The following is a 22962-nucleotide window of genomic DNA, read 5'->3' on the forward strand; positions in this document are numbered from 1 at the left end:
AATATGTCGCGCGCACACCATTCACCATTGGCCCATTCTCATGCAACCGATGAACCAATACGGTGCAAGGGGCATGATATCAGGGTGACACTCCCCATCAGGGAGCAAAAAGCGCGATAAAGCGGTGAGGAGCGGGATAACAGAGGGATTAGGATTGTGGCTAAAGTGCCGGGACGGGATGGTGACTGAATCAGTCGCGCTGGGTGGTCAATTGATTCTACCAGCATCGCCAGAGAAAACCCGGTTCGCTTTTGAGTAGCTTTTTGAGCAGTCAAAGGCGAACCGGACCGTTTGTTATCTTTTCACCGGCAACCCACGTTATGACTTTTGCTTAGCCAGCTTTAAGCCGCCGACACGAACTCGCTCCGATTCCATCAGGAAACGATAAGTCGATGCCGCGACCCCACCACCAATAAATAGCGCATAGTTGGCAAGTTCAGTGACCCAAAATGTAGCACAGACAGCCACGAAGCCAGCAATGACAAGGGCGTAGATACTTTTCCAGTTCACACCATTTTCATACCAATATTGTCCTTGCGGGGATTCAGTGTATAACGATGGGACATCAATCTGACCTTTCTTAATCAGGAAATAATCGACCAGAATAATGCCGTACAGCGGGCCAATCATCGCAGCAAGAATATCCACCGTGTAGTGAATCACTTCCGGGTTGTTAAACAGGTTCCACGGTGTCAGCAGTACCGAACCGAAAGCAGCGATAAAGCCACCGAGTTTAAAACTGATTTTCTGCGGTGACACATTCGAGAAATCAAATGCTGGTGCAACAAAGTTGGCAACGATATTGATCCCCACGGTCGCAAAGATGAATGTCAGAGCACCCAATACCGTAATCAGCCCGGAATCAAGTCGTTTTACGGTTTCAACCGGATCAGTAATCATTTCACCAAAGACCGGAATCGATGCCGAGACAATCACCACACTGAACAGCGAGAACAAAATAAAGTTCAGTGGCAGACCCAGCCAGTTCCCCAGCTTCAGCTTTTGATAGCTACCGCAATACCGCGAAAAGTCACTGAAGTTGAGGGTCGGCCCTGCGAAATAACCGGCAACCAGAGCAATCGCAATGATCATCTGAGTGATTGCATCCCATCCTTCGAGATTATGGCTGCTCAGGTTAAAGCTGATATTGTCCCATCCGGCACGGTCAATCATGTACAGACACAGTGCAAACATCGCGACATAAATCGCCGGCCCTGACCAATCGATCACTTTGCGGATCATCGTCATTCCAAACATAAAGACAATCGCTTGCATCAACCACATCGCACTGAAGCCAATCCAACCGAGATAGGATAATCCGACAAAGCTTTTGTCCGCCAAACTGCTTAACTGCGGGAAGAAGTACAACAGTAAAATAATAAATGAGCTTGATGCTAAGAAGGTTTGAATCCCATACCAGACCACAGCGATCAACCCGCGAATCACCGCAGGAATATTCGCGCCGAAAACACCGAATGACATCCGGGCAATCACCGGAAACGGTGCTCCGGATTGCTGACCCGGTTTACCCATCAGATTCGCAAAGATCATCACGATAGATATACCGGCCAGTAAACTGATAAAGACCTGAATGCCATTGAGCCCGAGCGCAAACAGACTCGCTGCGAACACGTAGCCGCCAACGCTGTGCACATCAGACATCCAGAACGCAAAAATACTATACCAACCCCACTTTTGTTCCGTATCAGGGGCTAGGTCTTCATTACTCAGCCGAGGGCTGATTGGTAATTGTGTTGTTTTCATCATCGACTCTCCATGTCAAGATTGTATACAATGATAAATACAATTTGCGTGCCAACCTGAAATGTCATGATAAAGCCCTGCGGTGTGTCGTTTTATGGCGCACCACACGGTTTGGATTGCACTGATTCCATGCAATTTTGCAGCCTCATGGTGCACAGAATCCCATTTTGGCCCCCCAACCACCGCACAAGACACGGACAGACACCATGTAAGTAAAACATCCTGAACAATTGTCTGTTTCCGTGGTATATATATTGCCTGTATACAGCTTACCGACATAAACTGTATACAAAGTATGTCGTTCAAAGAATCTGTCACATCACGAGAAATCACCTAACGAGAAGACACCGATGTCGAATGATGAAAAAATTTATCAGAAAATGCTCAAAGCCATTGTCGAGCATCAACTCGCACCGGGCGTGCGCCTGCCGGAGGATCGGCTCTCTGAGGCATTCGGCGTCAGCCGAACCGGAATTCGCAAAGTATTGCAACGTTTAGCGCTGGAACGGTTTGTCGTGATTGAGCCGAACAAAGGCGCGCATGTGAATCGCCCGACACCGCAGGAAGCGGAAGAGGTACTGAATAGCCGGATTCTGCTGGAACCGCTGTTGATTCCCGAGCTACAAAAACATTGGGATGCACAACAGTCCGAACGGTTTACCCAAATGATTTATGAAGAAAAAGAAGCCGAACGCCATGGGCATCTCTCCGATTCCATTCAGCTTACTGCCCGCTTCCATTACGAACTTGCCAAACAGGCCGGTAATTCCGTACTGGCCGATTTTATCGAACAACTCTGCTATCGATCTTCTCTGGTCATCGCCGCATTCGGCTCACATCAAAGCGTTAGCTGTGATTGTGGTGACCATGCCGAACTGATTACGCTGCTCAACCAGCAAGAGACGCAAGCAGCACAACAGTGGATGACTCACCATCTCCATCATATCCGCGCCTCGTTGAGACTCAAACAAGACCAGAAAACAGTGATTGATTTTCAGCAGATTTTTGCCACAACAGAAAAATAATTGTCATCAAGGAAGGAATCATACATGGAAGAAAACAATCCCCGCGATTATATCGGCTATGGCCGCACCGTGCCGCATGCCCAATGGCCGGGACAGGCGCGTATCGCGCTGCAATTTGTGTTGAACTACGAAGAAGGCGGGGAAAACTGCGTACTGCACGGGGATGACCATGCCGAAACATTTCTCTCTGAGATATTCGGTGCAGAGCCTTATCCCGAACGCCACATGAGTATGGAATCTCTTTATGAATACGGCTCGCGGGTTGGCGTCTGGCGGATTCTGAATGAATTTCGTCAACGCAACCTGCCATTGACGATTTTCGGCATTGCAACCGCACTCCAACGGAACCCGGAAGTCACAAAAGCGATTGTTGAAGCCGATCATGAAATTGTCTGCCATGGCCTGAAATGGATTCATTATCAGAGTATGCCGATCGAGCAGGAACGCCAGCACATGCAGGAAGCACTGGATATCATTGAAAACCTCACGGGCAAACGTCCGATTGGCTGGTACACCGGGCGCGATTCACCCAACACGCGCCAGTTAGTCGCACAACAAGACGGCTTGCTCTATGACTCTGATTATTACGGAGACGATCTACCATTCTGGACACCGGTTGCAGGTCAAACTGAACCTCATTTGGTCATCCCTTACACTCTTGATACCAATGATATGCGCTTTGCGTCCCCTTATGGTTTCAGTCACGGGGATGAATTCTTCCAGTATCTGAAAGATCATTTCGATTGTTTATATGAAGAAGGCAAAGAAAGCCCCAAAATGATGTCGATTGGTATGCATTGCCGGATTCTGGGGAAACCGAGCCGATTTATGGCGCTGAAGAAATTCCTCGATTATGTTCAGTCACATGAGCACGTCTGGATCGCCAAACGAGAAGCCATTGCCCGCCATTGGATGGAGACCCATCCGCCGGCGTTTTAATACGATTGTTTTCTGAATACTATGGTTTCCCCGAATACTATGGTTTTTCCGAATACAACGGGTTTCTGAATACAGCGGCCTTCATTTGAGTTCCGTCATTGCTTTCGGTCGCATGCTGAACTCAGCACATCCCACTCGCTCATAAAAAATCCCCACTCATTAATATGAATGGGGATTTGTCGATCAGACATATGAGCCGGGCTCAATGCCTAGGACGTTATAACTTGCTTATCCGCCACCAGTTCAAGTTAAAACCACCCTGTTGTGCATAGATACCAAAGTTATAAGTACCGGCATTGAGATGCACGGTATGCGATAAGGTTTTCCATTTGTCCCAACCACCGGTCGCACCAATATCTAAATATCCTAATACGGTTGAGCCTGATGAATGATCCAGTGACAAGCGTCCGCCACCATTTAAGCTAGAAACACGGTAGTCAATGCGATAGTCGCCTGAGGTCGGAATGTTGATATTGTCGTAAGACATCCAGTCGCCGGTGTCGATCCAGCCGACACTGTCACCCCCACCAACATCGTTACTCGGCCCGGTGCCAACGCCTTTCATATTGGAAAAGTCTTCCGCTTCAATCTGTTTAGGAAAATCGTTTGACGGCTCATCGGAAGGCCGCTCTGCATCGCGGTAAACCCGGACATAATCGACATACATCTTCGCAGGGAGTTTACTCTCATCAATATTGAATCCCGGCCACTGTCCGCCAACAGCCATATTCAGGAGTAAGAAGAAATCGTTATGTAATTCTTCAGTGCCACCGGCATTATTGGCAATGCTCATCACATGGTACATATTGCCATCGACATACCAGCGAATTTCGTTTTCATCCCACTCAATCGCGTAATTATGGTATTGGCTGACGTCGAGGTTATAACTCGGGCTGGAGTAGCTCGCATGCCCATTATTTTCCCAGTGTGCCGTACCGTAGATTTGGTTCTCCGAATTAATGTGTTCCATAATGTCCAGCTCACCGCAACGAGGCCAGTCAACACGATCAATATTACTGCCCAACATCCAGAACGCAGGCCACAGACCACTGCCATTCGGTAAACGGATCCGTGCTTCGACACGACCGTAACGAAATGACGCCAATCCCTGAGTCTTCATCCGCGATGAGGTATACCGGAAGCCATTCACATCTTCACGTTTGGCGGTGATCACCAAGTTCCCCTGTTCAACCGTCGCATTTTGCCGTTGGTAATATTGCAGCTCCTGATTTCCCCAACCGTTGTTATTCCCGGTTTCAAAGACCCAATCAGGGCTAATGCGATTGGTAAATTCATCTTGCCAGACAAGCTCCCAGTTGGCGCTCATCGCTGCCTGCGAAAACAAAGCACACCCAATCAAGCTCAATGCAGTATTTAATTTCACTTTCATCTTTATCCTCAATCAACATATCGTCATCAAATCAAGACCGACATCAACATCACAATGATTAAAACTTGAGAAAGGATAACAATATTAATATTCACTCATTTGCGTATGACATCAAACTTTGACATTTATTCAATGAATATCGCTGCAAAATGAGCATAAAAATAAACGTATTCTATCAATTAACACAACGTCACCATGTCAATAACCACTGACAGAATCGAGCGCGGCTTCTCATCACACCCTGAATAAATAACCTTGTATCATCACGCTCATTGTTTATTATCAAGCACCTCGTTCATGGACAGATAAATACGATTTATTGTAGAAATATCATCATTGTATCGATATTCAGCAGACGCCAATACCATCGTATTGGGCTCACACAATCTCTGTGCCTCTGTCGTTTTTTGTATTTGAATCACATTTACAAAATAACGTAACCTAATCGTGAATTTGAATAAATGCAGCTTTGCAAGACTCAGTCAGAATGGGCAGAGTTTAATGGAGTTTTCAATGATAGGAACTTGTCTATGTCAATATACAAAGATGCGAGCTACACAACGTCTGAACGTGTGCATGACCTACTGTCACAGATGACAATCGAAGAAAAAATCGCGCAGTTAGGCGCACAATGGCTGATACTCGACGAACAAGGTGATCATCAGGAACGTGAGCTGGAATTCACAAATCAGGCTGTTTCGCGTTCCGTCAAAGAAAAGCTCATGCATGGTCTGGGGCAGATCACGCGTCCTCTCGGCACACATATTGTTGATCCCGTGACTGGCGTCAAAGCACTCAATCAACTCCAAAAATATCTTGTCGAAGAAACCCGATTGGGTATCCCTGCGATTGCTCATGAGGAATGTCTTGTCGGTCTGATGGCCAAAGATGCCACCCTGTATCCCGCGTCGATCAATTATGGCCATACGTGGAACCCGGAGTTGATCGAGCAGGTCGCGCAAGATATCAGCCGTCAGGCAAAAGCTATCGGTGCCAAACAAGGGTTATCACCGGTATTGGATGTGTCTCGCGATGTGCGCTGGGGGCGTACTGAAGAGACATTAGCCGAAGACCCTTATCTTGTCGGCATGATCGCCACCAGCTACGTCAAAGGATTACAAGGCAAAGACCGCGATTTTATTGCCACCCTGAAACACTATGTCGGTCACTCAGCCAGTGAAGGTGCGCGTAACCATGCACCAGTCAATATCGGTTTTAAAACACTCAATGATACCTTCCTGCTCCCCTTTGAAATGGCGGTTAAACTCGGCAACGCCGGTTCTGTCATGCCCGCTTATCATGATATCGACGGTGAACCCTGTCATAGCTCGGCGTACTTGCTGACCGAAATTCTGCGTCATCGGTGGGGCTTTGATGGTCTGGTCGTGGCTGACTACGGCGGTGTGGAGTTGCTGAGCGAACATCACGCCACCGCGACAGACCGTGTGGATGCAGCAGCACAATCCTTTAATGCGGGGCTTGATGTTGAATTACCGGACGACACGTGTGCAATTTATCTCACCGAAGCTATCGAACGCGGTTTGATTACAGAAGAAAAAATTAACGAAATCGTTACCCGTATTCTATCCGTCAAATTTGAATTGGGTCTATTTGAAAACCCTTACACTCCCCTGCCGACCGAAGCACTGCACAATGACGCGAGTGAGAAGCTGGCCTACCAAGCCGCAGGCGAGTCGATTGTCTTACTGAAAAACGATGGTCATCTGCCGATGTCGCAACAGACCAAAGTTGCGCTAATCGGGCCGACAGCCGATGATCCTTTAGCACTGCTCTCCGGTTATAGTTTCCCTGTTCACCTCATTTTGGGGGGAAGTAATGCCAGCGAACGCGTGGCTAAATCGATTAAAGAAGCGTTAGAGGAACGTGTCAATCTCATTGGTTATCAAAAAGGGTGTGACATTCTGCCTGAACGTAACAGCGGTGCACCGGTATTCCCCGGGGATGTCGATATCGCAGTAACACAAGACAAAGTCTCCCCTGTCAGTCTGGATACATCCGCGATTGCGTCGTCCGTATCAATCATCGATGACGCAGACATCGCTGTGGTGTGCGTCGGGGACTTGGCAGGATTATTCCAAACCGGTACGACGGGCGAAGGTTCAGATGCAGACTCGCTGAATCTGCCGGGCGTTCAGCAACAACTGATCGATGCCGCATTAGATCGCGGTAAACCGGTCGTAGTCCTCGTCACGGGTGGCCGACCATATCGTTTGGGACGCGCTGAAGACGAAGCCGCTGCGATTGTCTATGGCTGGGAGCCCGGACAAGGTGGTGCCGATGCGATTGCAGATATGCTCACGGGGGTGATCAACCCAAGTGGTCGCCTGACCGTTTCGATTCCGAAAAATGTCGGTGCCGTCCCCTACTTCTACAACCATAAACTGAAAAGCTCCGGCACACCGATCGCATTCCACTTCGGTTCCCAGTTCAACTTCGGTTTTGGGCTCAGTTACACCCACTTCGACTATACCAATGCGACACTGGCCAAAACCGAATATGATTTTGATGAGTCCGTGGCGCTGTCGGTGATGATTACCAACAGCGGTGAACGTGACGGTGCAGACGTCGTCCAGTTATATGTCCGGGATAAAGTCTGTTCGGTTGTCCGCCCGGTCAAAGAACTGAAAGGCTTTAAAAAGGTTTACTTAAAAGCCGGAGAACAGAAAACAGTCACCTTCCATTTACCGGTTGATATGCTGAATTTTACCGACGCTTCCAACCAGCGCGTTGTCGAAGGTGGCGAGTTTGAACTGATGATTGGCCGTTCTTCACAAGCGATTGAATCGCGCCATACCATCCACGTCAGGGGGAGCAAAAAAGTGCTGCCGCAAGCATGGGATATGGTCTGTGATGTCACGGTAGAATAGCCGCGAGAACACCCATCCTATTCTGGTCACAGACATTTGACAGAAAGAAGGAAGGAAAGAAGAAGGAAGAGGGGTCAGCATGACATGCTGGCCCCTCTTCGTGATGATAATCCATTCCACGTCAATGCCAGAGGTCACTATGCCCAAGACTAACTAGTGTCTACTGACTCGGTGGTTATTCACAAACAATTAACGCCCCACTCCCTATCGCAGCTTTCATAGCTAAAACAATCCATTCTGCTCATCACAATTTTGACTTGCAGATATGAGTAATTATTTACTCATAAAAAGTCTCCCCACACATTAATGAGTAAATTTTTACTCATATATTGAAAAAAAAATAACTTTAAGAGTAAAGTTTTACTCATTGATAAGTAGAGGTGTTGTCGATGGAAGAACTAACCGTACAAGCTTTTATCAGAGGTGAATGGATAGATATTGGTATCATCTCATTCCCTAAAAGTAGCCAACATAATTTCCGAGTGACGGGTTCTAGACGATATTATGCCTAGTGGCGCTAGTAGACGATACTGGGTCAAACATCTAGATATTGAAGACCTTAGTTCTGATGAACAAGACTATGTTTTGCTCAAGTTTGGCACAATGTCGCCTATTGGTAACTTAAGAATAAAAGACTCTCTTCCTGAGCGCTACGAAGTAGCAGACAACCTCTACTTCTCTGTTGATGATGTTAAAAATCGAGCAGGTGATTTCCTCGACTATGCACAGCAAAGAGGGGCAGTCGCAGGTGGTGCAACTGGGGCTGGAGGTGAAGCACCAAAATTGACCCTCCGATGTGGTTTCGATCATGGATCTGGCAGCGAAAAAATATGGATTGATCCATACCAAGATGACAATAGCAACCACGACTTACATTACTTAGTAAAGTACCCTAGAGGCTCAAGAAGCACCATCGACTGTAATATTCTAAGAGCTGAGTTCTACTTCTACCACGAGCTAACTGAAATGGGAGTTGAAACGATCTCCACCGACGGTATGCGCTTGGAGGAAGGATTAAACTACCCTTCCTTGTGGCTTCCTCGATTTGATGTTCAAATTATTGAGCAACAAATAGAGAGATTTGGCATGGAATCTGTGTATTCCAGTTTGAACAAAGGCGCTGGGGTCACTCTTGATCACGAAACAACAATCCGAACTCTCATAGAAAAAATTACTGAAAGCAATATGGTTAAACACCAAGGGTATAAGTTTGATACCCAAGCTTTCGTCATTGAATGGGTGAAGAGAGATCTACTCAACATCTTGTTTGGTAATAGTGATAACCATGGCAGAAACACTTCATTCTTAAAAGGTGATGGCGTCATAAAGCTTGCTCCCGTTTACGATTTCGCACCAATGAAAGCTGATCCTGAAGGCATTCCAAGAACAACAAAATGGAAAGCCCCACTAGAGGTTGGCGGAACTTACGACTTCGTCGGAATAGCGGACACCTTATCTGATCTCGTGCCAAAGGAAGTGTTATTACAAGAGCTAGAGGTTACTGCAAGTAAATGCATTGACCTGAAGCAGAGACTAGCTTTACGAGGAGTACCAGAACAAATCTTGGAGATGCCAGCCGTTGGACTTAATTATATATCAGAAAAGCTCACTAAATGGGGGCTGCTATGAATAAGCCAAGCAATAAAGAGTCCGTACAAGATACGGTGGCTCGCCTAAGAGCAAGCCGAAATCAACAGCAGCCCAAGACTGGGAAGAATGCAACTTATTCGAGCGAAGAGCGATCGCAACTTAATACTCCAACTCGATCGAAAGCCTCAAAAAACGCCAAAGCAGTAAGTGCAGCAGAACGCAAAACCGAAGCGAACAAGATCATCAAGCAACTATTACTTGGTGAGCTTACACAGGGTCAAGCATTGAAATATTTACGTCTTCATATACTGGGACTCAAACAGGATGTGTTCGCCAGACTTGTCGATGTTTCAAGAAAAACACTCTCAGATATAGAGAATGATCGGGGCAGCTACAATACAGAAATTCTCAACAAGGTATTCAAACCATTTGGCTTAAAAGTCGGGCTGCTACCGTCTTCTCCCGATGTATTACAATCGTTATTAATAGATGGTGAGGCTGGGTAAAATGTCCTGTATCAGCTTTCTTGTTTTAGATTGAATTGTCATAAGAACTCAATCTTTTTAAATGAATTAGAAATATGTGGATGCGGGTTCAGTTCCTTTTGAAGCAGGAAATTAATGTAACATTTGATGCAACACCAAATTGGCAACATCGATATAAGTTACTGAATTTATGAAAATTCACAAGCTATTTCAACTGCTAACAGCCCACCAAATCAAAGCTTAAAGACGTCCTCGGGCGTCTTTTTTCTTATCTGGAACAAGCTCAATCGGATTCAGTGTTTATGAGTATTGTCGATAATTTCTTAGAATTGAACTCCAACGATCAATTTGTACAGCATGTACTTTTTATGGAGAAGCTGGACAGGCACCAATAAATCAATGACTAGGTATTGTTATCACTGCCACATGGTATCTACGCTGATTTGGTGTTACGTTCATTCATAAACTGTGTCAAATCTGGAGACAAAAGCAATCCGGAACATCCCGTCAAACCGATTGTGTAACCAGACACATGCGAAATCCCCAGCTTTCTTATGCTCAAGGTATCCGGCTTGTCTCCAAGTGGCAGCGCAATATCCCTCACAAGTATGAGAAAAGTATGAGTTTTCCTGAATTGTGTCGCAAAGTGGCTCTGCCTGCCTCGCCACTGCCAACAAAATCGCTCACGATACCAACATCAAATCACAGCAAGGTATCATCATGATAAAACTGGCAATGTTCAGCAAAAACAACCCCACAGGATGCGGTAACGGTTTGTTTTACCTCCGGCTCATAGTAGGATAACCGCGATGAAAACAGCACTCGACCACCTCCCGGAGCGGAAGCAACAAGAACTTCACACCATCACCACCGTATTACGCGATACGTTGGATGATTTTCTGCGCAACAAAAATGGCAGCAAGGCTGAGTTTCGCATTCTTAAAATTATCTTGTTCGGCAGCTATGCCAAAGGCACATGGGTCAGTGACCGACCCAACGGTTATATCAGCGACTACGATATTCTGGTGATCGTCAACCGCTCATCATTGGTCGAAGAGTACGCGGTGTGGCACAGCGCCGAAGAGCAGATCGCGCGTCGCGTCACCTCTGCCCCACTCGGCTTGATCGTCCACACGCTCAATGATGTCCATCAGCAGCTCCAGCAAGGTCATTACTTCTTTGCTGATATTCGTGAACAGGGCATTGAACTGTTCAGCGCTGATAAGCGAGAGCTGCCCATGCCGGGGAATTTAAGTGAAGCAGAGCGAGTGGCGGTTGCAACCAAACATTTTCAGCACTGGTTTAAAAGTGCAGAGTCATATTTTCTAGGCTACGGTGATTATACTCGGCGACAGGATTATGCAGTTGCTGCATTCATGCTCCATCAGACTACCGAACGCCTGTTCGCCTGCACCCTATTGGTGTGTACCAACTATCTGCCGAAAACCCACAATATTGAAAGCCTGCGCTCGATGTGCGCCCAGCAAGATCCGGCCTTTGCCGAGCTATTCCCGATGGACAACAAGTTCCACCGCCGCAGCTTCCAGCGCCTTAAACGCGCCTACATCGATGCCCGTTATTCCGAGCATTACGAGATCACCGCCGAAGAACTGACGTATTTACAAAGTGAAGTGGATAAATTGCGGGAGATAACCGAACAGGTTTGTCGGGGGCGGATCGCACCCTAGTTGCTTACCTAGTTGCTTAGGGCAACAAGGGGCGAGTCACTTGATCTGAGAGAGCGGGGATTTTTATAAATTCATATATTCATATATTCATATATTCATATGCTGCTTTATAAAAATCAGTCCGGGCTGTGTGTTCATCACCCCACAGCCCGGCCGTCACTGACTTGAACCAAACTAACGAAACGTTTCCCCCGTCGCTTGTTCAAACTCAGCCACCATTTGGAGCCATGAACTTTCAATATTATCCGTCAAATTGAACAGCCCGCTACGCCCAATCACATAAATATCGGGTTTGACAGCATGGATCACTTGCCAGTGCTCTTTATTGGTTGAGCCATCCATTTCAATCAGATAGTGGTAGTCATGCGCGTCACGCAACTGTCTTAACTCGGTAATTTTGTCGAGCATCTTGACCAAGAATCGTTGTCCAGCGAATCCCGGGTCAACTGTCATGATGGTGACTTTATCAAGCAGATCGATATACGGCAGAATCGCGCTCACCGGTGTCTCGGGGTTTAACACCACACCGGCCTTGAGCCCGGCAGCATGGATTTGGTCGATCAGACGAAAAGCGGTGCCATTGGTGTTTTCTGCTGGCATACAGATGAATTCACATTGGATATTGATCAGTTGCTGCACCCAGAATGTCGGGTCAGTGACCATCAAATGGGCGGACATCGGTTTATTGCTCAGTTTACGGGTCTGTTCAATAAACCACGGCGATAAACTTAAGTTTGGGACAAAATGTCCATCCATAATATCAATATGAAATGAATCAACGTGATCGTTTAAAAAAGTAATCTGCTCTTTAAATTGATCAAGGTCCATAGTCATTAACGATGGAGAAATATGTATATGTTCACTCATATTTTCAAATTCCGTTCTTTGATGAAAAGATATTTCAAATAGCAATAACAAGCCCCCACCATTAAATAACGAGGAGAAATTTATATAATTCACGCCATTATTTATATGAGTAATTTAAATATTTAAATTTGATACTGAGTCTATTTAAAGCGCTATGTTATTTATTGCTACTTTACAAAAATTTCGCTTAGTTAATTTTAATATTGTCTAAATTGAGGTCTTCTTCGTCATTATCTGCGATGACATCCATCGGGACATCTTTTTTAATCAGCGCATAAACAGTACCGGTAACGAGAATATTGACGATTAATGCCATCAAACCGGCCATTGGGTTCGACATGGTGGGCAGCATAAAAATCCCCCCGAAAGGGACAGTCGCATCAGCGCCATACACCAGAGTAATCGCACCACCACAGGCACCACCAATCGCTGCCGCAGTAATCCCGCGGGCAATATCATTCATTACGATCGGAATAGCCCCTTCCACAATATTAACCACACCCATCGGAACCGCAGATTTGAGGGTTTCGATTTCCTCGTAGTTATAAATATTTTTCCGCAGCAGTTTGGCAATAAAATAAGCTAGGCCAAAACCAACCGGCGTTGCGGTATTCACCAGCTGGAGGGCGGTAATCGGTTCATTAATGCCCTGTGCCTGAAGCGTTAATACAAATGCAAAACATGTTTTATTAATCGGCCCGCCAAAGTCAATAATACATAGTGCACCAATCACTGCGCCTAATACCAAGTTCGATGACGTGCTCATACTTTTTAAGAAAGAGGTCAGCACCTCGGTAAAAACCCCCACAGGAGTACCGATGATATAGACCATAACCAGAGCACTGATGATCGAGGCAAAGAAAGGCACAATCAAAGTCGGCATTAATCCTTTCGCCCAATTCGGTACTTTGACATGCTTAATAATGGCAAGTGCCAGATAGCCCGCCATGTAACCGCCGAGAATCCCGCCAATAAAACCGGCAGAAATCGCATTCGCCGCGAGCCCGACCACAAAACCCGGTGCAATACCCGGTTTACCGGCAATCGAACCGGCGATCCCGCAGGCAATCACAACCGGCAACAGACCAAGCGCCTTGGCACCGATGGTGGCGAGAACACCCCACACATCAAATTGCCCGGGAACCAGTGTGTCTTGAACGGTACCGCCCAGCGATAAACCGATGGAAATAATAAAACCCGCACCGCAAACAATGGGAATTAAAAATGATATAGCGGTGAGCAGATGCCCTTTCGGATTGGCTGCTTTCCATATTTCTTTCATGCTCATATATAGCACCTTCTATTTCATGTAGGATGTAATGGATGAATCAATCGATGTTATTTTTATTGTGTTTGATTGTTTAAGACGATTTCTTGTAGTTTTTCTATCAGTTTATTGGGTGACTTCACCGCCATTTCTGTCGGCACTTTGACAACTTTTTTTCCGGCGAATCGTTCTTCTCCGGAGACCTGAACATCAGCCGCCAGCAAAACAATATCGGCTTGGGCTATTTCCTCTGCTGTTAATGCATTCTCAATTCCAATCGTGCCCTGCGTTTCAATTTTTGCATGATGGCCCGCTTTTTGGGCTGCAATTTCAATCTTTTTCTGTGCAATATAAGTATGTGCAATCCCTACAGTACAAGCTGAAATACCAACAATATTCATAATCACCCTCGATAATTCATTCAGTTTTCTATTTCTGCGATGAGAAATAAAAATAGTGGACGTTCAATTTAAGCATTCACTTCATGTTGTGTATTAAAAATTTTAATCATATTTTCCGGATCATTTTCTGCCAGTAATTGCGCAATAATTTCCTCGTCGGCTAATGCGCTTGAAACTTGTGTTAATAACCGGATATGCATCGTGTCTTGATCTGCTACACGCACAGCAAATAAAATCACGCAACGAATATCGCTCCCGTCCATGGTTTCCCAGGGAATGTCATGCTGCGTGCGACCGATAGCCAGTGTGGTATGAGTGACCGCTGAAGACTTGCCATGCGGGATCGCAACATGGTTTTCAAATCCGGTTGAACTTTGTTCTTCACGGAACCAGACATCCCGAAGAAACTGCGCTTTATCGCTGACAGAGCCATCCTGCACTAATAAATCGGTCAATTCTTCAATGGCCTCTTCCTTGGTTCTGGCGAGCATATTTAATTTGATATGTTTCGCCTTCAGCACTGTCGAAATATCCATAAACCACCTTTGTTAAGATTAAATAAAAATTGAGAAACAGTTTGTGTATCACTGACCGGATATCACTTTCTGTCATAAAAACTGCTGTAATGAGAGACTTCTTTAATAAAAATTCTGTAATGAAAAAGTGCTGTCATGCGATTATTCTTTAATCTTGCATAAAATATTAGACACTTCACCAAATCACCCTAATCCAAATCAAATAAATTATCAGATAAAATACAATTTTCCGTTCAAACTATCTGGTCATTATTATTCGGCCGCCCTCTATGATAATAACGATAAGAAAAATCCCCTCGGCTCACAATACTAAATAGTGTCCGTTACTCAGGACAATTGATGAACACTGACAAGATGAGTAAATAAAAAAATACAGACTCATTTTATCGGTGACTCACGACGGTTGATTCAACATTGCTATGATACTTTGAGGTTCATTCGCTGCGAGTAATTGCGCAATGATCGCCTCATCTGCCAATGCACATGAAACTTGGGTTAATAAACGAAGATGATCCGTATTGGGCGCATCCGAACAAATGGCATATAAAATAATGCAACGAATATCGCTGCCATCCTCAACTTGCCAATCAATGCCCTGCGGAGATCGCCCAATCGCCAATGCGGTTTGGCTGACCGCTGAAGATGTGCCATGCGGCAGGGCGATATGATTTTCAAATCCGGTGGTTCCTTGCGCCTCTCGTTGCCAGACATCCCGAAGAAACTGAGCTTTGTCGCTCACACAGCCCCCCTGCACCAATAAATCAGTCAATTCTTCAATGGCCTCCGTTTTGGTTCTGGCGCTCATCTTTAGTTTGATATGTTGCGTCTTCAGCACTGATGAAATATCCATTGATGTTCCCCGTTAACATGAAATCAAGCTTGCGTCACCACGTACGCATCACTGGCTTGCTGTAGTTTCTCTGTGATGAGCTTTTCCGTAATCCGTTGGATATCGGCATCATTCAGAAATGCGGTGACATAGACGACGGGCGTCTCGACCTCTGACACATGAACCGTAGAAATAATCAGGTCGGGCTGCATCTGCCGGTTCACACTTTTAACATGACCGACTGGCACCGCAGCAACGATCTCCCAATCAGGAAATGCACGCAGAATCCGGCTTTTCAGCAAGTGTGATGTGCCGATTCCGGTAGAGCACACCAACAGGACACGCTTGTGGGTGATCTGGCGTTCAATCGCTGCCTGAAAGTGAACCGCCAGATATCCCACTTCATCGTCAGACACGCTGTGTTGTATCACTGCGTCTTCAATTAATTGTTTTTCAAGGTTTTCCTGTTTAAGACCGTTCTGTTCAAAGCCGTCTTGTTCTAGGCGATAGCGCAAGACATTTTCTATCGCAATCCGGGTTAAGTGGTAGACATCCGCCAGCTCATTTTTAATATCCTCCAGCAAAGGGTTGCGAATATTAATCTGGTAATGCAGTCGATTCATCAGGGGACGGATATGCACGACCAAACCGTCATACAATTGGCTGTCCTGACTCAGATCGATATTGATAAGCTGTGAAAAGTGCGTCACTAAATCCGATGTAATCTCACGCGCCTCATCGCTGAATAATGCTGAGTGCAACTTCTGGCTATTGTGATTTTCAACGACTAACACACCCGATGAAATAATGTACTGGTAAATAAACCACACTTCATCATCGGGTAGCGGTAAAGCAATGTATTGCTCAATTTTTTCTACCATACTTTCGGCAACAAGAAACACAGTGTCCGTTAAGGGTTGGCGGGAGACAGGTTCGGGATGATCGAGTAAATTTCCTCTGGTGCGGCGATGCATCATAATCAAAATGTGGGTAAATAGATTGATGTAGTACGCTTCACCTAATGGGTATGCCAGCTCTTGTTCCATGTCTTGCAGCAGCCCCTGAACAAAGGCGACTTCGTCGTGACCGAAATACTGAACCAGTGCTTTATAGCTTCCCGAGTCCAGTCTTGAATGGTTGACAAGACCAAACTCCTGATGGTTGATTAAGCCGTTGATCAAAGCCGCCATCGCCTGACGGACATGATTTTCATCTCCTTGAATCCGGGTACCGCTTTGACTGCGAATCAACTGTAGCCCAAGCGGCGTTATCCAATCTTCAATCATTCTCAGATCATTCACGACCGAGGCATTGCTGATATAAAAACGTTCTGACAGTTTGTTGATTGACGTTTCTTTGGGGGTCTCACTCAATAACCAGGACACAATTTTTATCCGGCGGGCGTGCCCCATCATGCTGTCTGAATCTTCACTTTCACCATTGAGTTGTAGTTCTAGCTGCAAGAGGTCTGCGGTATTGTCGGCCAACAGCAAAACCCCTGCCCCGACTTTTTTATCCACCTGAACGTTCGAACCCGTTAAGTAATCCTCAATCATATTCAGATCACGCTGGATCGTTTTTTTCGAGACGTCAAATTGCTCTGCCAAATTGAATAAGGTGACATACTCTCGCTGTTGGAGCAGAAAACGTAATAATTTATGTTGTCGTGAGGTAATCATTTCAATTTTTACCTTTGGTTATCAATCCATGATTCATCGTTCAATCTGTTGTATTTCGTCTTCGGTTTCGGAGCGGTGGAGACTCGGTGAGTGTCAAGATAAGAAAATATTGATGTGGTCACAATACTAAATAGTGTCCATAACTCAGGACAATTGATGAACACTAAAGGAGATAACAGTCAACATAAGATGCTGATTAAAAAAATAATCGATTCAATGCTGCGCGTCAGCCAACGTCCAAAAAAACCACCAAAACATGATATCGGTTCGCCTTTTCTGTTCATCATATCTGGCCGCTATGGGTTATAACTTGCTGAACGAACCGGTTCGAATGTTAGCCATATGCATCACCAAAGATTCGTTAGTAAGAAATTGATCAAAGTTACAGCAAAAAGCGCTGTTCACCCTAAAATATTCGACTAAAATCACACGCTTAAAACAAAAATTTCAAGGTTAGGTATGAATCATCACGGCTGGATTGACTATTGGCGTAATTCACTGGCAGACGCCGACAGCGCAAAAGGTGGGTTAAAAAAACAAGATCGGAAAAATTATGAACGAACGACGACCACTGAGTTCAAAGCAGGGAAACTTGATTCAGACTCCCCGTTACTCAAGCAGCTGTTCCACAATGAATCGGATGCCATCACGGCCGTCAATATTCATCTTCGCCCAGTCATCTATTCTCTCAGAAAAGTTCACAGTAAAGATTACAGCGCGAATATGCCCGGGATTCTGACCCCGATTCTCTGCTCTCTGTGGGTCAATCGTGAAGGTATGCTATTTCCGAACACGGCGCCGTTTATCCCTCGGGACTTGCTTGCACCACAAGGAGATGACACATTTACGATTGCTCACGTTGACGAGCTCGATAAATTTCTGACAATCAATGAAGTACCGACACTCTCTGCTGAACATATTCCCGCTAAATTTGACCAAAAAGAACAGTACCAGTCTCATCAAGAAGATTGGAATAACTACTACGGACTCACACAAAAGCTGTTTACTGACTACTGCAATAAAAACGGTATCGAGCAATTCTACGAAGACCTGCAACATGGTGGTTTAGTCAATAAAGTCAGTGAATGCTTAGGGGCTTCAAGGCATATTTTAAAACTGTACGATAACCTGAGCGATTTAAATACCGCCTTACCTTTGCTTGATAACTACGCAGCTAAAACAGTCACGAACCACGAAGCGTGTATTGATATCTCTCAAACGGTGAATCTGCGTTTAGGGCACTCAAATCATCAGTTTCCCCTTGCGACAGCACAACGCGATGCTCTGGCTCACACCCTCGCCATGCAAGACGGCGATATGCTCGCAGTTAATGGCCCTCCTGGGACAGGCAAAACGACCTTTGTTTTATCAGTCGTTGCATCATTGTGGATTGAATCAGCGCTGAAAGAGAGTCAGCCACCACTGATCATTGCAGCTTCAACCAATAATCAGGCGGTGACGAATATTATTGATGCTTTCGGTAAAGATTTCGATGAAGGAGATGATGCGCTCTCAGGAAGATGGTTGCCCAACATTTTTAGTTACGGTGGTTATCTACCATCAGCCTCTAGTGAATCTAAAGAAGCAAAAAGGTACCAAACAAAACATTTCTATGAACAAGTAGAACAACAGGATTTTCTCGATCGGGCAGCAGCACATTATTTTGAGCAAGCAAAGCTGGCTTTTCCACAGCAAGATTTTGCCGATTTACAACAAATCAAAGCATATCTTCTTACGCAGCTACGTCAATCTCAAACTCAATTAGATCATATCCAAACCTGTTGGCATCAATACAGTCATCAACTTGAGCACATCCATTCGCTCTTGGGGAATGACCCCGAACAAACATTGGCAAAACAACAATCTGCGGTTGCACACGCTCAAGAGTCAAAAGATAACGCCAAAAAACATTTAACAGCATGGCGAACCTATCTTGCGAATGAATCCGTATGGCTCGCGTTATTTCAGTGGCTTCCCCCAATCAAAAACAAGCTCGAACTTCAGCGCAAGAATTTCATTCTGAGCCTTTTCGATCACGATGAACAACCACTTGAGGGCCAATCATCAGACCAATTTGAGCAGTTATTAGAACAAAATATCTCCACCCGCGAAGATGATTTCAACGCACAAGAAAAACAATATCAAACTTGGCTAGAGCAGTACCAATCCTTTGAAAAATCACAACAAAACTGGTTGCATTCGATTAAGCAAGTTACCGGGAGCGGTTCAGCCAATCCTATTCCGCAACTGGCAGACATCGATTCAGTTTTGGATATCACTACACGTTTTCGAATGTTCCGTCTAGCAGTTCATTACTGGGAGGTAAGCTGGTTACTTTCATGTCGAGAACTCGGTAATGAGCTGAATAAACAAATCAAGAAAACGGGACTCAAAGTCGTTCGCCCTCGGTGGCGACGGAGAATGATGCTCACACCATGTATCGTGTCAACCTTCCATTCACTCCCCGCTCATATGACTTATCAGTCTCATATTGGCAACAATGAATTCGAAACGAACTATCTTCTCAATGAAATTGATCTTTTGATCGTCGATGAAGCCGGACAAGTTTCGCCAGAAGTTGCAGCAGCCTCATTCGCTCTTGCGAAAAAGGCTTTGGTCATTGGTGATACTTATCAAATTGCGCCGATTAGAAATGTTTGCGCATCAATTGACAGAGGTAACTTAAAACAGCATAAAATTATTGCCTCTGATAATGAATACACAGCCATTCAAGAGGCAGGCCGAAGTGTGGTAACGGGGAGTGCGATGCATGTGGCTCAACAAGCAAGCCGTTTTCACTATATCTCTGAAGCAGAACCGGGGATGTTTTTACAAGAACACCGACGCTGCTATGATGAACTCATCTCGTACTGCAATGATCTCTGCTATCAAGGTATGTTGATCCCAAAACGAGGCAAAGCAGCAGAGGATACCCTCTATCCGCCTTTCTGCCATCTGCACATTGATGGCATCGCAGAGTCTTTCAGTGGCAGCCGGTGTAACAAGTTAGAGGCAGAAACCATTGCTGCATGGCTCAATACCAATAGAGAAAAAATAGAGCGCTACTACAACCAACCGCTGGCAAAGTGCGTCGGCATCATTACGCCATTTTCAGCCCAAGTCAGCCAAATCAGAACAGCATGCAATCAATACGATATTAAAACCGAAGGCGACAACCAATTAACGGTTGGGACGGTTCATGCTTTACAAGGCGCTGAACGCAAGATCATTATTTTCTCCCATGTATATACGAGGCATAACGATGGAGGATTCATCGATAGGGATCCTTCAATGCTCAACGTTGCTGTCTCTCGGGCTAAAGATTCATTCTTGGTTTTTGGCGATTTAGATATCATTGAAGCGGCCCCCTCATCGACGCCAAGAGGCTTACTCGCTAAGTATCTCTTTACTGATGAACAGAATGAGCTTGAGTTTAAAGTTGGTGAACGTCCCGACTTACTACAAGCCTGCGGACAGCCTAAGTTACTCACCAATGCAGAAGAACACGATCTGTTCTTATCGAACCTGTTAAGCGAGGTCAAACGAAAGATTGATATCGTCTCACCTTGGATCTTTTTAGAAAAACTACAATCAACCGGGCTGTTAGAGCAACTCAAAACGGCACAACAAAAAGGTGTGCAGGTAACCATCCATACCGATAGACACTTCAACACCACGAGAGCCAATCGCCCAGATACGAATAAGGTGAAAGCTTTTCAACATTGCTGTTCGACGTTGGGAGAACTGGGCATTATGGTCAATGTGATTCATGGGGTACATAGCAAGAGTATTTTTGCGGATGACCGATATATGGCAGTGGGATCATTCAATTGGTTTAGTGCAAGCAGAAGCGGAAAGTACGCCAATATCGAGACATCACTCATCTATATCGGTGAACTGGAGAAAGAGATCAAAACCCAGTTAAAGTTTCTCAATAGCCGCGGTGACTACATAAACAAGCAGCTTGTGGCGTCGGCATAAAATGAATCTCAAACGCGTCTATATCGATGCCCGCTATTCCGAGTATTTTGAGATCACCGCCGAAGAGCTGAAATATTTACAAAGTGAAGCGGATAAATTACGGGAGATAACCGAGCGGGTTTGTCGTGAGCGGATCGCACCCTAGTTGCTTGAACTTAGGGGTCTAGGTATTGGGGACAGTGTGGGGCTGCCACTGAATATCTTCGATAAACGGATGAACGATCGTCCGGATGTAACAACGGTACTTGTTAGGCTCGCAGAATTTATCAAACGTATGGGTTGGTCTTGCATATCATTTTTTCAAATCCAGAAACAAACAAAGCCGCTTAACAGCGGCCTTGAATTACGTTTTATTCTAACGACAAACACGCTGATCAGCTTTGGCGATCATTTCTTGCTGTTCTTTAATCGTTTCTCTTACCACTTTATCGAAGAGTTTGCGTTTCTCGCTTGATGAAGCATGACGAATAAAATCAGAGAAAGGTGTGGATTTAACCTTTTCACGTTTAGTACCGCTCATTGTTTCCTCCTTCTCTTAGGATTTTTTTAATCCGACGATAGTTTCGAGAGACTGGCGATTGTACTTTTTGCGTAACAATGCGTCAATGTCAGTCACATTAAAATGAGGTCTTTCGTTCTTACCGTCAATATTTTTCTCAATGAACACAATATCGATGTCAGAACCAAATATTTTCTTTAATTCACTCACGACTTGTTGCGATTGCATAAACTGAGTCACAAACACGTCTTCAGGAACTCTTCGCCCTTCAACTCTTTCTCGTGCTTTCACCAAGCGCCATGCTTGTTCTGGCTCCTGATATATAAAGATAATTTGTACATAGCGTCCACGCTTTAAAGAACGTTCGATATTGTCTTTTGCTTTTTCAAAGCTAGACAATGTTGAATCTAAGATAAAACTTACGTCCTTTTTTAAAGCACGATCATGAATCGCTTCTACCAGAAGAGTAGCAGATCTTTGGAACAACGATGAATTATCTCCATGATAATCCTCGAACTGTTTACGAAGCTCATCATTTTCGATATGGACTAGCGACATACCACTTTGAGTTTTAAATATCCTCAGAATATTACGTGCTGTTTCAGTTTTTCCTGCCCCGGGAGAGCCAGCCATAAAAACAGAGACAGCAGACTCTTCCTGAGGTAAATGATCAACCATTTTCTTAGCCAGAGCCTTTTTCATTTTTTTAGCTTCAGCAATTGCCTTAGCGATAATCTCTTGGTCACTCATTGTGTGTATCCCATGACAAATGACTGGTTAGTTCTCTTCATAAATAAACAGTACAGAATCAGTAACACCAATCCTCATACCCCAAAGGCAAACTATTGAACAAACGACGCCGCTCTCGCCAGTTCGGCATAAATGGATCCATCAGGTGTTTGAATTGCTCATTATGATGACGTTCGAGTAAATGAACCATCTCATGAACCAATATATATTCCAAACATTCAGGTGGTTTTTTAGCAAGTTTTGAATTCAACCATAGTCGTTTCGCTTGAATGTTATACCCCATTTGGTCTTCATTTTCTTCACACCAACCGCACTCACACTGATTCCAACATCAAATCACAGCCGGGCATCATCATAAAAAAGCCGGGAGGTTAATCCCGGCTG

Annotated in this window: 18 protein-coding genes and 1 pseudogene; 8 read left to right on the forward strand and 11 right to left on the reverse strand. The window is 45.1% G+C overall.

Annotation, left to right across the window (positions count from 1 at the left end; all coding sequences use genetic code 11):
* Nucleotides 1-318 precede the first annotated feature (318 nt).
* On the reverse strand, nt 319-1767 hold the full coding sequence (locus BSQ33_RS18165; RefSeq protein ID WP_021019960.1) for an NCS1 family nucleobase:cation symporter-1: 1449 nt from the start codon (nt 1765-1767) through the stop codon (nt 319-321).
* 347 nt (nt 1768-2114) lie between these two features.
* Here BSQ33_RS18165 and BSQ33_RS18170 point away from each other — a divergent pair, with 347 nt between their 5' ends.
* The gene (locus BSQ33_RS18170; RefSeq protein ID WP_088134847.1) at nt 2115-2789 is read left to right on the forward strand and encodes a GntR family transcriptional regulator; all 675 of its coding nucleotides are present in this window, start codon (nt 2115-2117) and stop codon (nt 2787-2789) included.
* Nucleotides 2790-2813: 24 nt separating this feature from the next.
* Nucleotides 2814-3728, forward strand: coding sequence for an allantoinase PuuE (gene puuE, locus BSQ33_RS18175; protein WP_088134848.1), 915 nt, complete (start codon nt 2814-2816; stop codon nt 3726-3728).
* A gap of 217 nt (nt 3729-3945) precedes the next feature.
* Here the strand turns inward: puuE and BSQ33_RS18180 are convergent, their stop codons facing one another.
* Nucleotides 3946-5118 (reverse strand): carbohydrate-binding protein, encoded by a 1173-nt coding sequence (locus tag BSQ33_RS18180; RefSeq protein ID WP_088134849.1) that lies wholly within the window; start codon nt 5116-5118, stop codon nt 3946-3948.
* Nucleotides 5119-5648: 530 nt separating this feature from the next.
* Between BSQ33_RS18180 and BSQ33_RS18185 the strand changes: the two genes are divergently transcribed.
* The 4 genes and pseudogenes from BSQ33_RS18185 to BSQ33_RS18200 all read left to right on the forward strand — a co-directional run bounded on the left by BSQ33_RS18185 (nt 5649) and on the right by BSQ33_RS18200 (nt 11769).
* Entirely contained in the window at nt 5649-8006 is a 2358-nt protein-coding gene (locus BSQ33_RS18185; RefSeq protein WP_088134850.1) for a glycoside hydrolase family 3 N-terminal domain-containing protein, read from the forward strand.
* 389 nt (nt 8007-8395) lie between these two features.
* A pseudogene (locus BSQ33_RS18190) lies at nt 8396-9635 on the forward strand (type II toxin-antitoxin system HipA family toxin).
* Nucleotides 9620-10102, forward strand: coding sequence for a helix-turn-helix transcriptional regulator (locus tag BSQ33_RS18195; RefSeq protein WP_027694144.1), 483 nt, complete (start codon nt 9620-9622; stop codon nt 10100-10102). Before BSQ33_RS18190 ends, BSQ33_RS18195 begins: the two are co-directional and overlap by 16 nt.
* Before the next feature lie 788 nt (nt 10103-10890).
* Nucleotides 10891-11769, forward strand: a complete 879-nt coding sequence (locus BSQ33_RS18200) for a HEPN domain-containing protein (RefSeq protein WP_088134851.1) — start codon at nt 10891-10893, stop codon at nt 11767-11769.
* 174 nt (nt 11770-11943) lie between these two features.
* On the opposite strand, the gene alsE is transcribed toward BSQ33_RS18200, so the two are convergent.
* The 6 genes from alsE to BSQ33_RS18230 form a co-directional block, all read right to left on the reverse strand.
* Complete coding sequence (gene alsE / locus BSQ33_RS18205; protein ID WP_088134852.1) at nt 11944-12636, reverse strand: D-allulose 6-phosphate 3-epimerase; 693 nt, start codon at nt 12634-12636, stop codon at nt 11944-11946.
* 187 nt (nt 12637-12823) lie between these two features.
* Nucleotides 12824-13924, reverse strand: a complete 1101-nt coding sequence (locus BSQ33_RS18210; protein ID WP_088134853.1) for a PTS fructose transporter subunit IIC — start codon at nt 13922-13924, stop codon at nt 12824-12826.
* 56 nt (nt 13925-13980) lie between these two features.
* Complete coding sequence (locus BSQ33_RS18215) at nt 13981-14304, reverse strand: PTS fructose transporter subunit IIB (RefSeq protein ID WP_088134854.1); 324 nt, start codon at nt 14302-14304, stop codon at nt 13981-13983.
* A gap of 68 nt (nt 14305-14372) precedes the next feature.
* On the reverse strand, nt 14373-14840 hold the full coding sequence (locus BSQ33_RS18220) for a PTS sugar transporter subunit IIA (RefSeq protein WP_088134855.1): 468 nt from the start codon (nt 14838-14840) through the stop codon (nt 14373-14375).
* Between the two features lie 394 nt (nt 14841-15234).
* A complete protein-coding gene (locus tag BSQ33_RS18225) occupies nt 15235-15690 on the reverse strand; it encodes a PTS sugar transporter subunit IIA (protein ID WP_088134856.1) in 456 nt (151 codons plus the stop codon).
* A 23-nt stretch (nt 15691-15713) separates the two neighbouring features.
* Nucleotides 15714-17348 (reverse strand): BglG family transcription antiterminator, encoded by a 1635-nt coding sequence (locus tag BSQ33_RS18230; RefSeq protein ID WP_198298220.1) that lies wholly within the window; start codon nt 17346-17348, stop codon nt 15714-15716.
* 459 nt (nt 17349-17807) lie between these two features.
* Here BSQ33_RS18230 and BSQ33_RS18235 point away from each other — a divergent pair, with 459 nt between their 5' ends.
* The gene (locus tag BSQ33_RS18235; RefSeq protein ID WP_088134858.1) at nt 17808-21329 is read left to right on the forward strand and encodes an AAA domain-containing protein; all 3522 of its coding nucleotides are present in this window, start codon (nt 17808-17810) and stop codon (nt 21327-21329) included.
* 1 nt (nt 21330) lies between these two features.
* Nucleotides 21331-21474, forward strand: coding sequence for a hypothetical protein (locus tag BSQ33_RS21675; protein WP_157721431.1), 144 nt, complete (start codon nt 21331-21333; stop codon nt 21472-21474).
* 210 nt (nt 21475-21684) lie between these two features.
* Here the strand turns inward: BSQ33_RS21675 and BSQ33_RS21850 are convergent, their stop codons facing one another.
* Genes BSQ33_RS21850 through BSQ33_RS18245 form a run of 3 tightly spaced genes read right to left on the reverse strand, consistent with a single transcriptional unit; the run spans nt 21685 to nt 22861 of the window.
* Nucleotides 21685-21849, reverse strand: coding sequence for a hypothetical protein (locus tag BSQ33_RS21850; RefSeq protein WP_198298221.1), 165 nt, complete (start codon nt 21847-21849; stop codon nt 21685-21687).
* Nucleotides 21850-21864: 15 nt separating this feature from the next.
* The gene (locus tag BSQ33_RS18240; protein WP_088134859.1) at nt 21865-22578 is read right to left on the reverse strand and encodes a zeta toxin family protein; all 714 of its coding nucleotides are present in this window, start codon (nt 22576-22578) and stop codon (nt 21865-21867) included.
* 58 nt (nt 22579-22636) lie between these two features.
* Nucleotides 22637-22861: a YgjP-like metallopeptidase domain-containing protein gene (locus BSQ33_RS18245; protein WP_232472025.1), complete on the reverse strand. Its 225-nt coding sequence runs from the start codon at nt 22859-22861 to the stop codon at nt 22637-22639.
* Nucleotides 22862-22962: the final 101 nt, after the last annotated feature.

The sequence above is a fragment of the Vibrio gazogenes genome (genome assembly GCF_002196515.1).
In the GTDB taxonomy this organism is placed as follows: Bacteria; Pseudomonadota; Gammaproteobacteria; order Enterobacterales; family Vibrionaceae; genus Vibrio; species Vibrio gazogenes_A.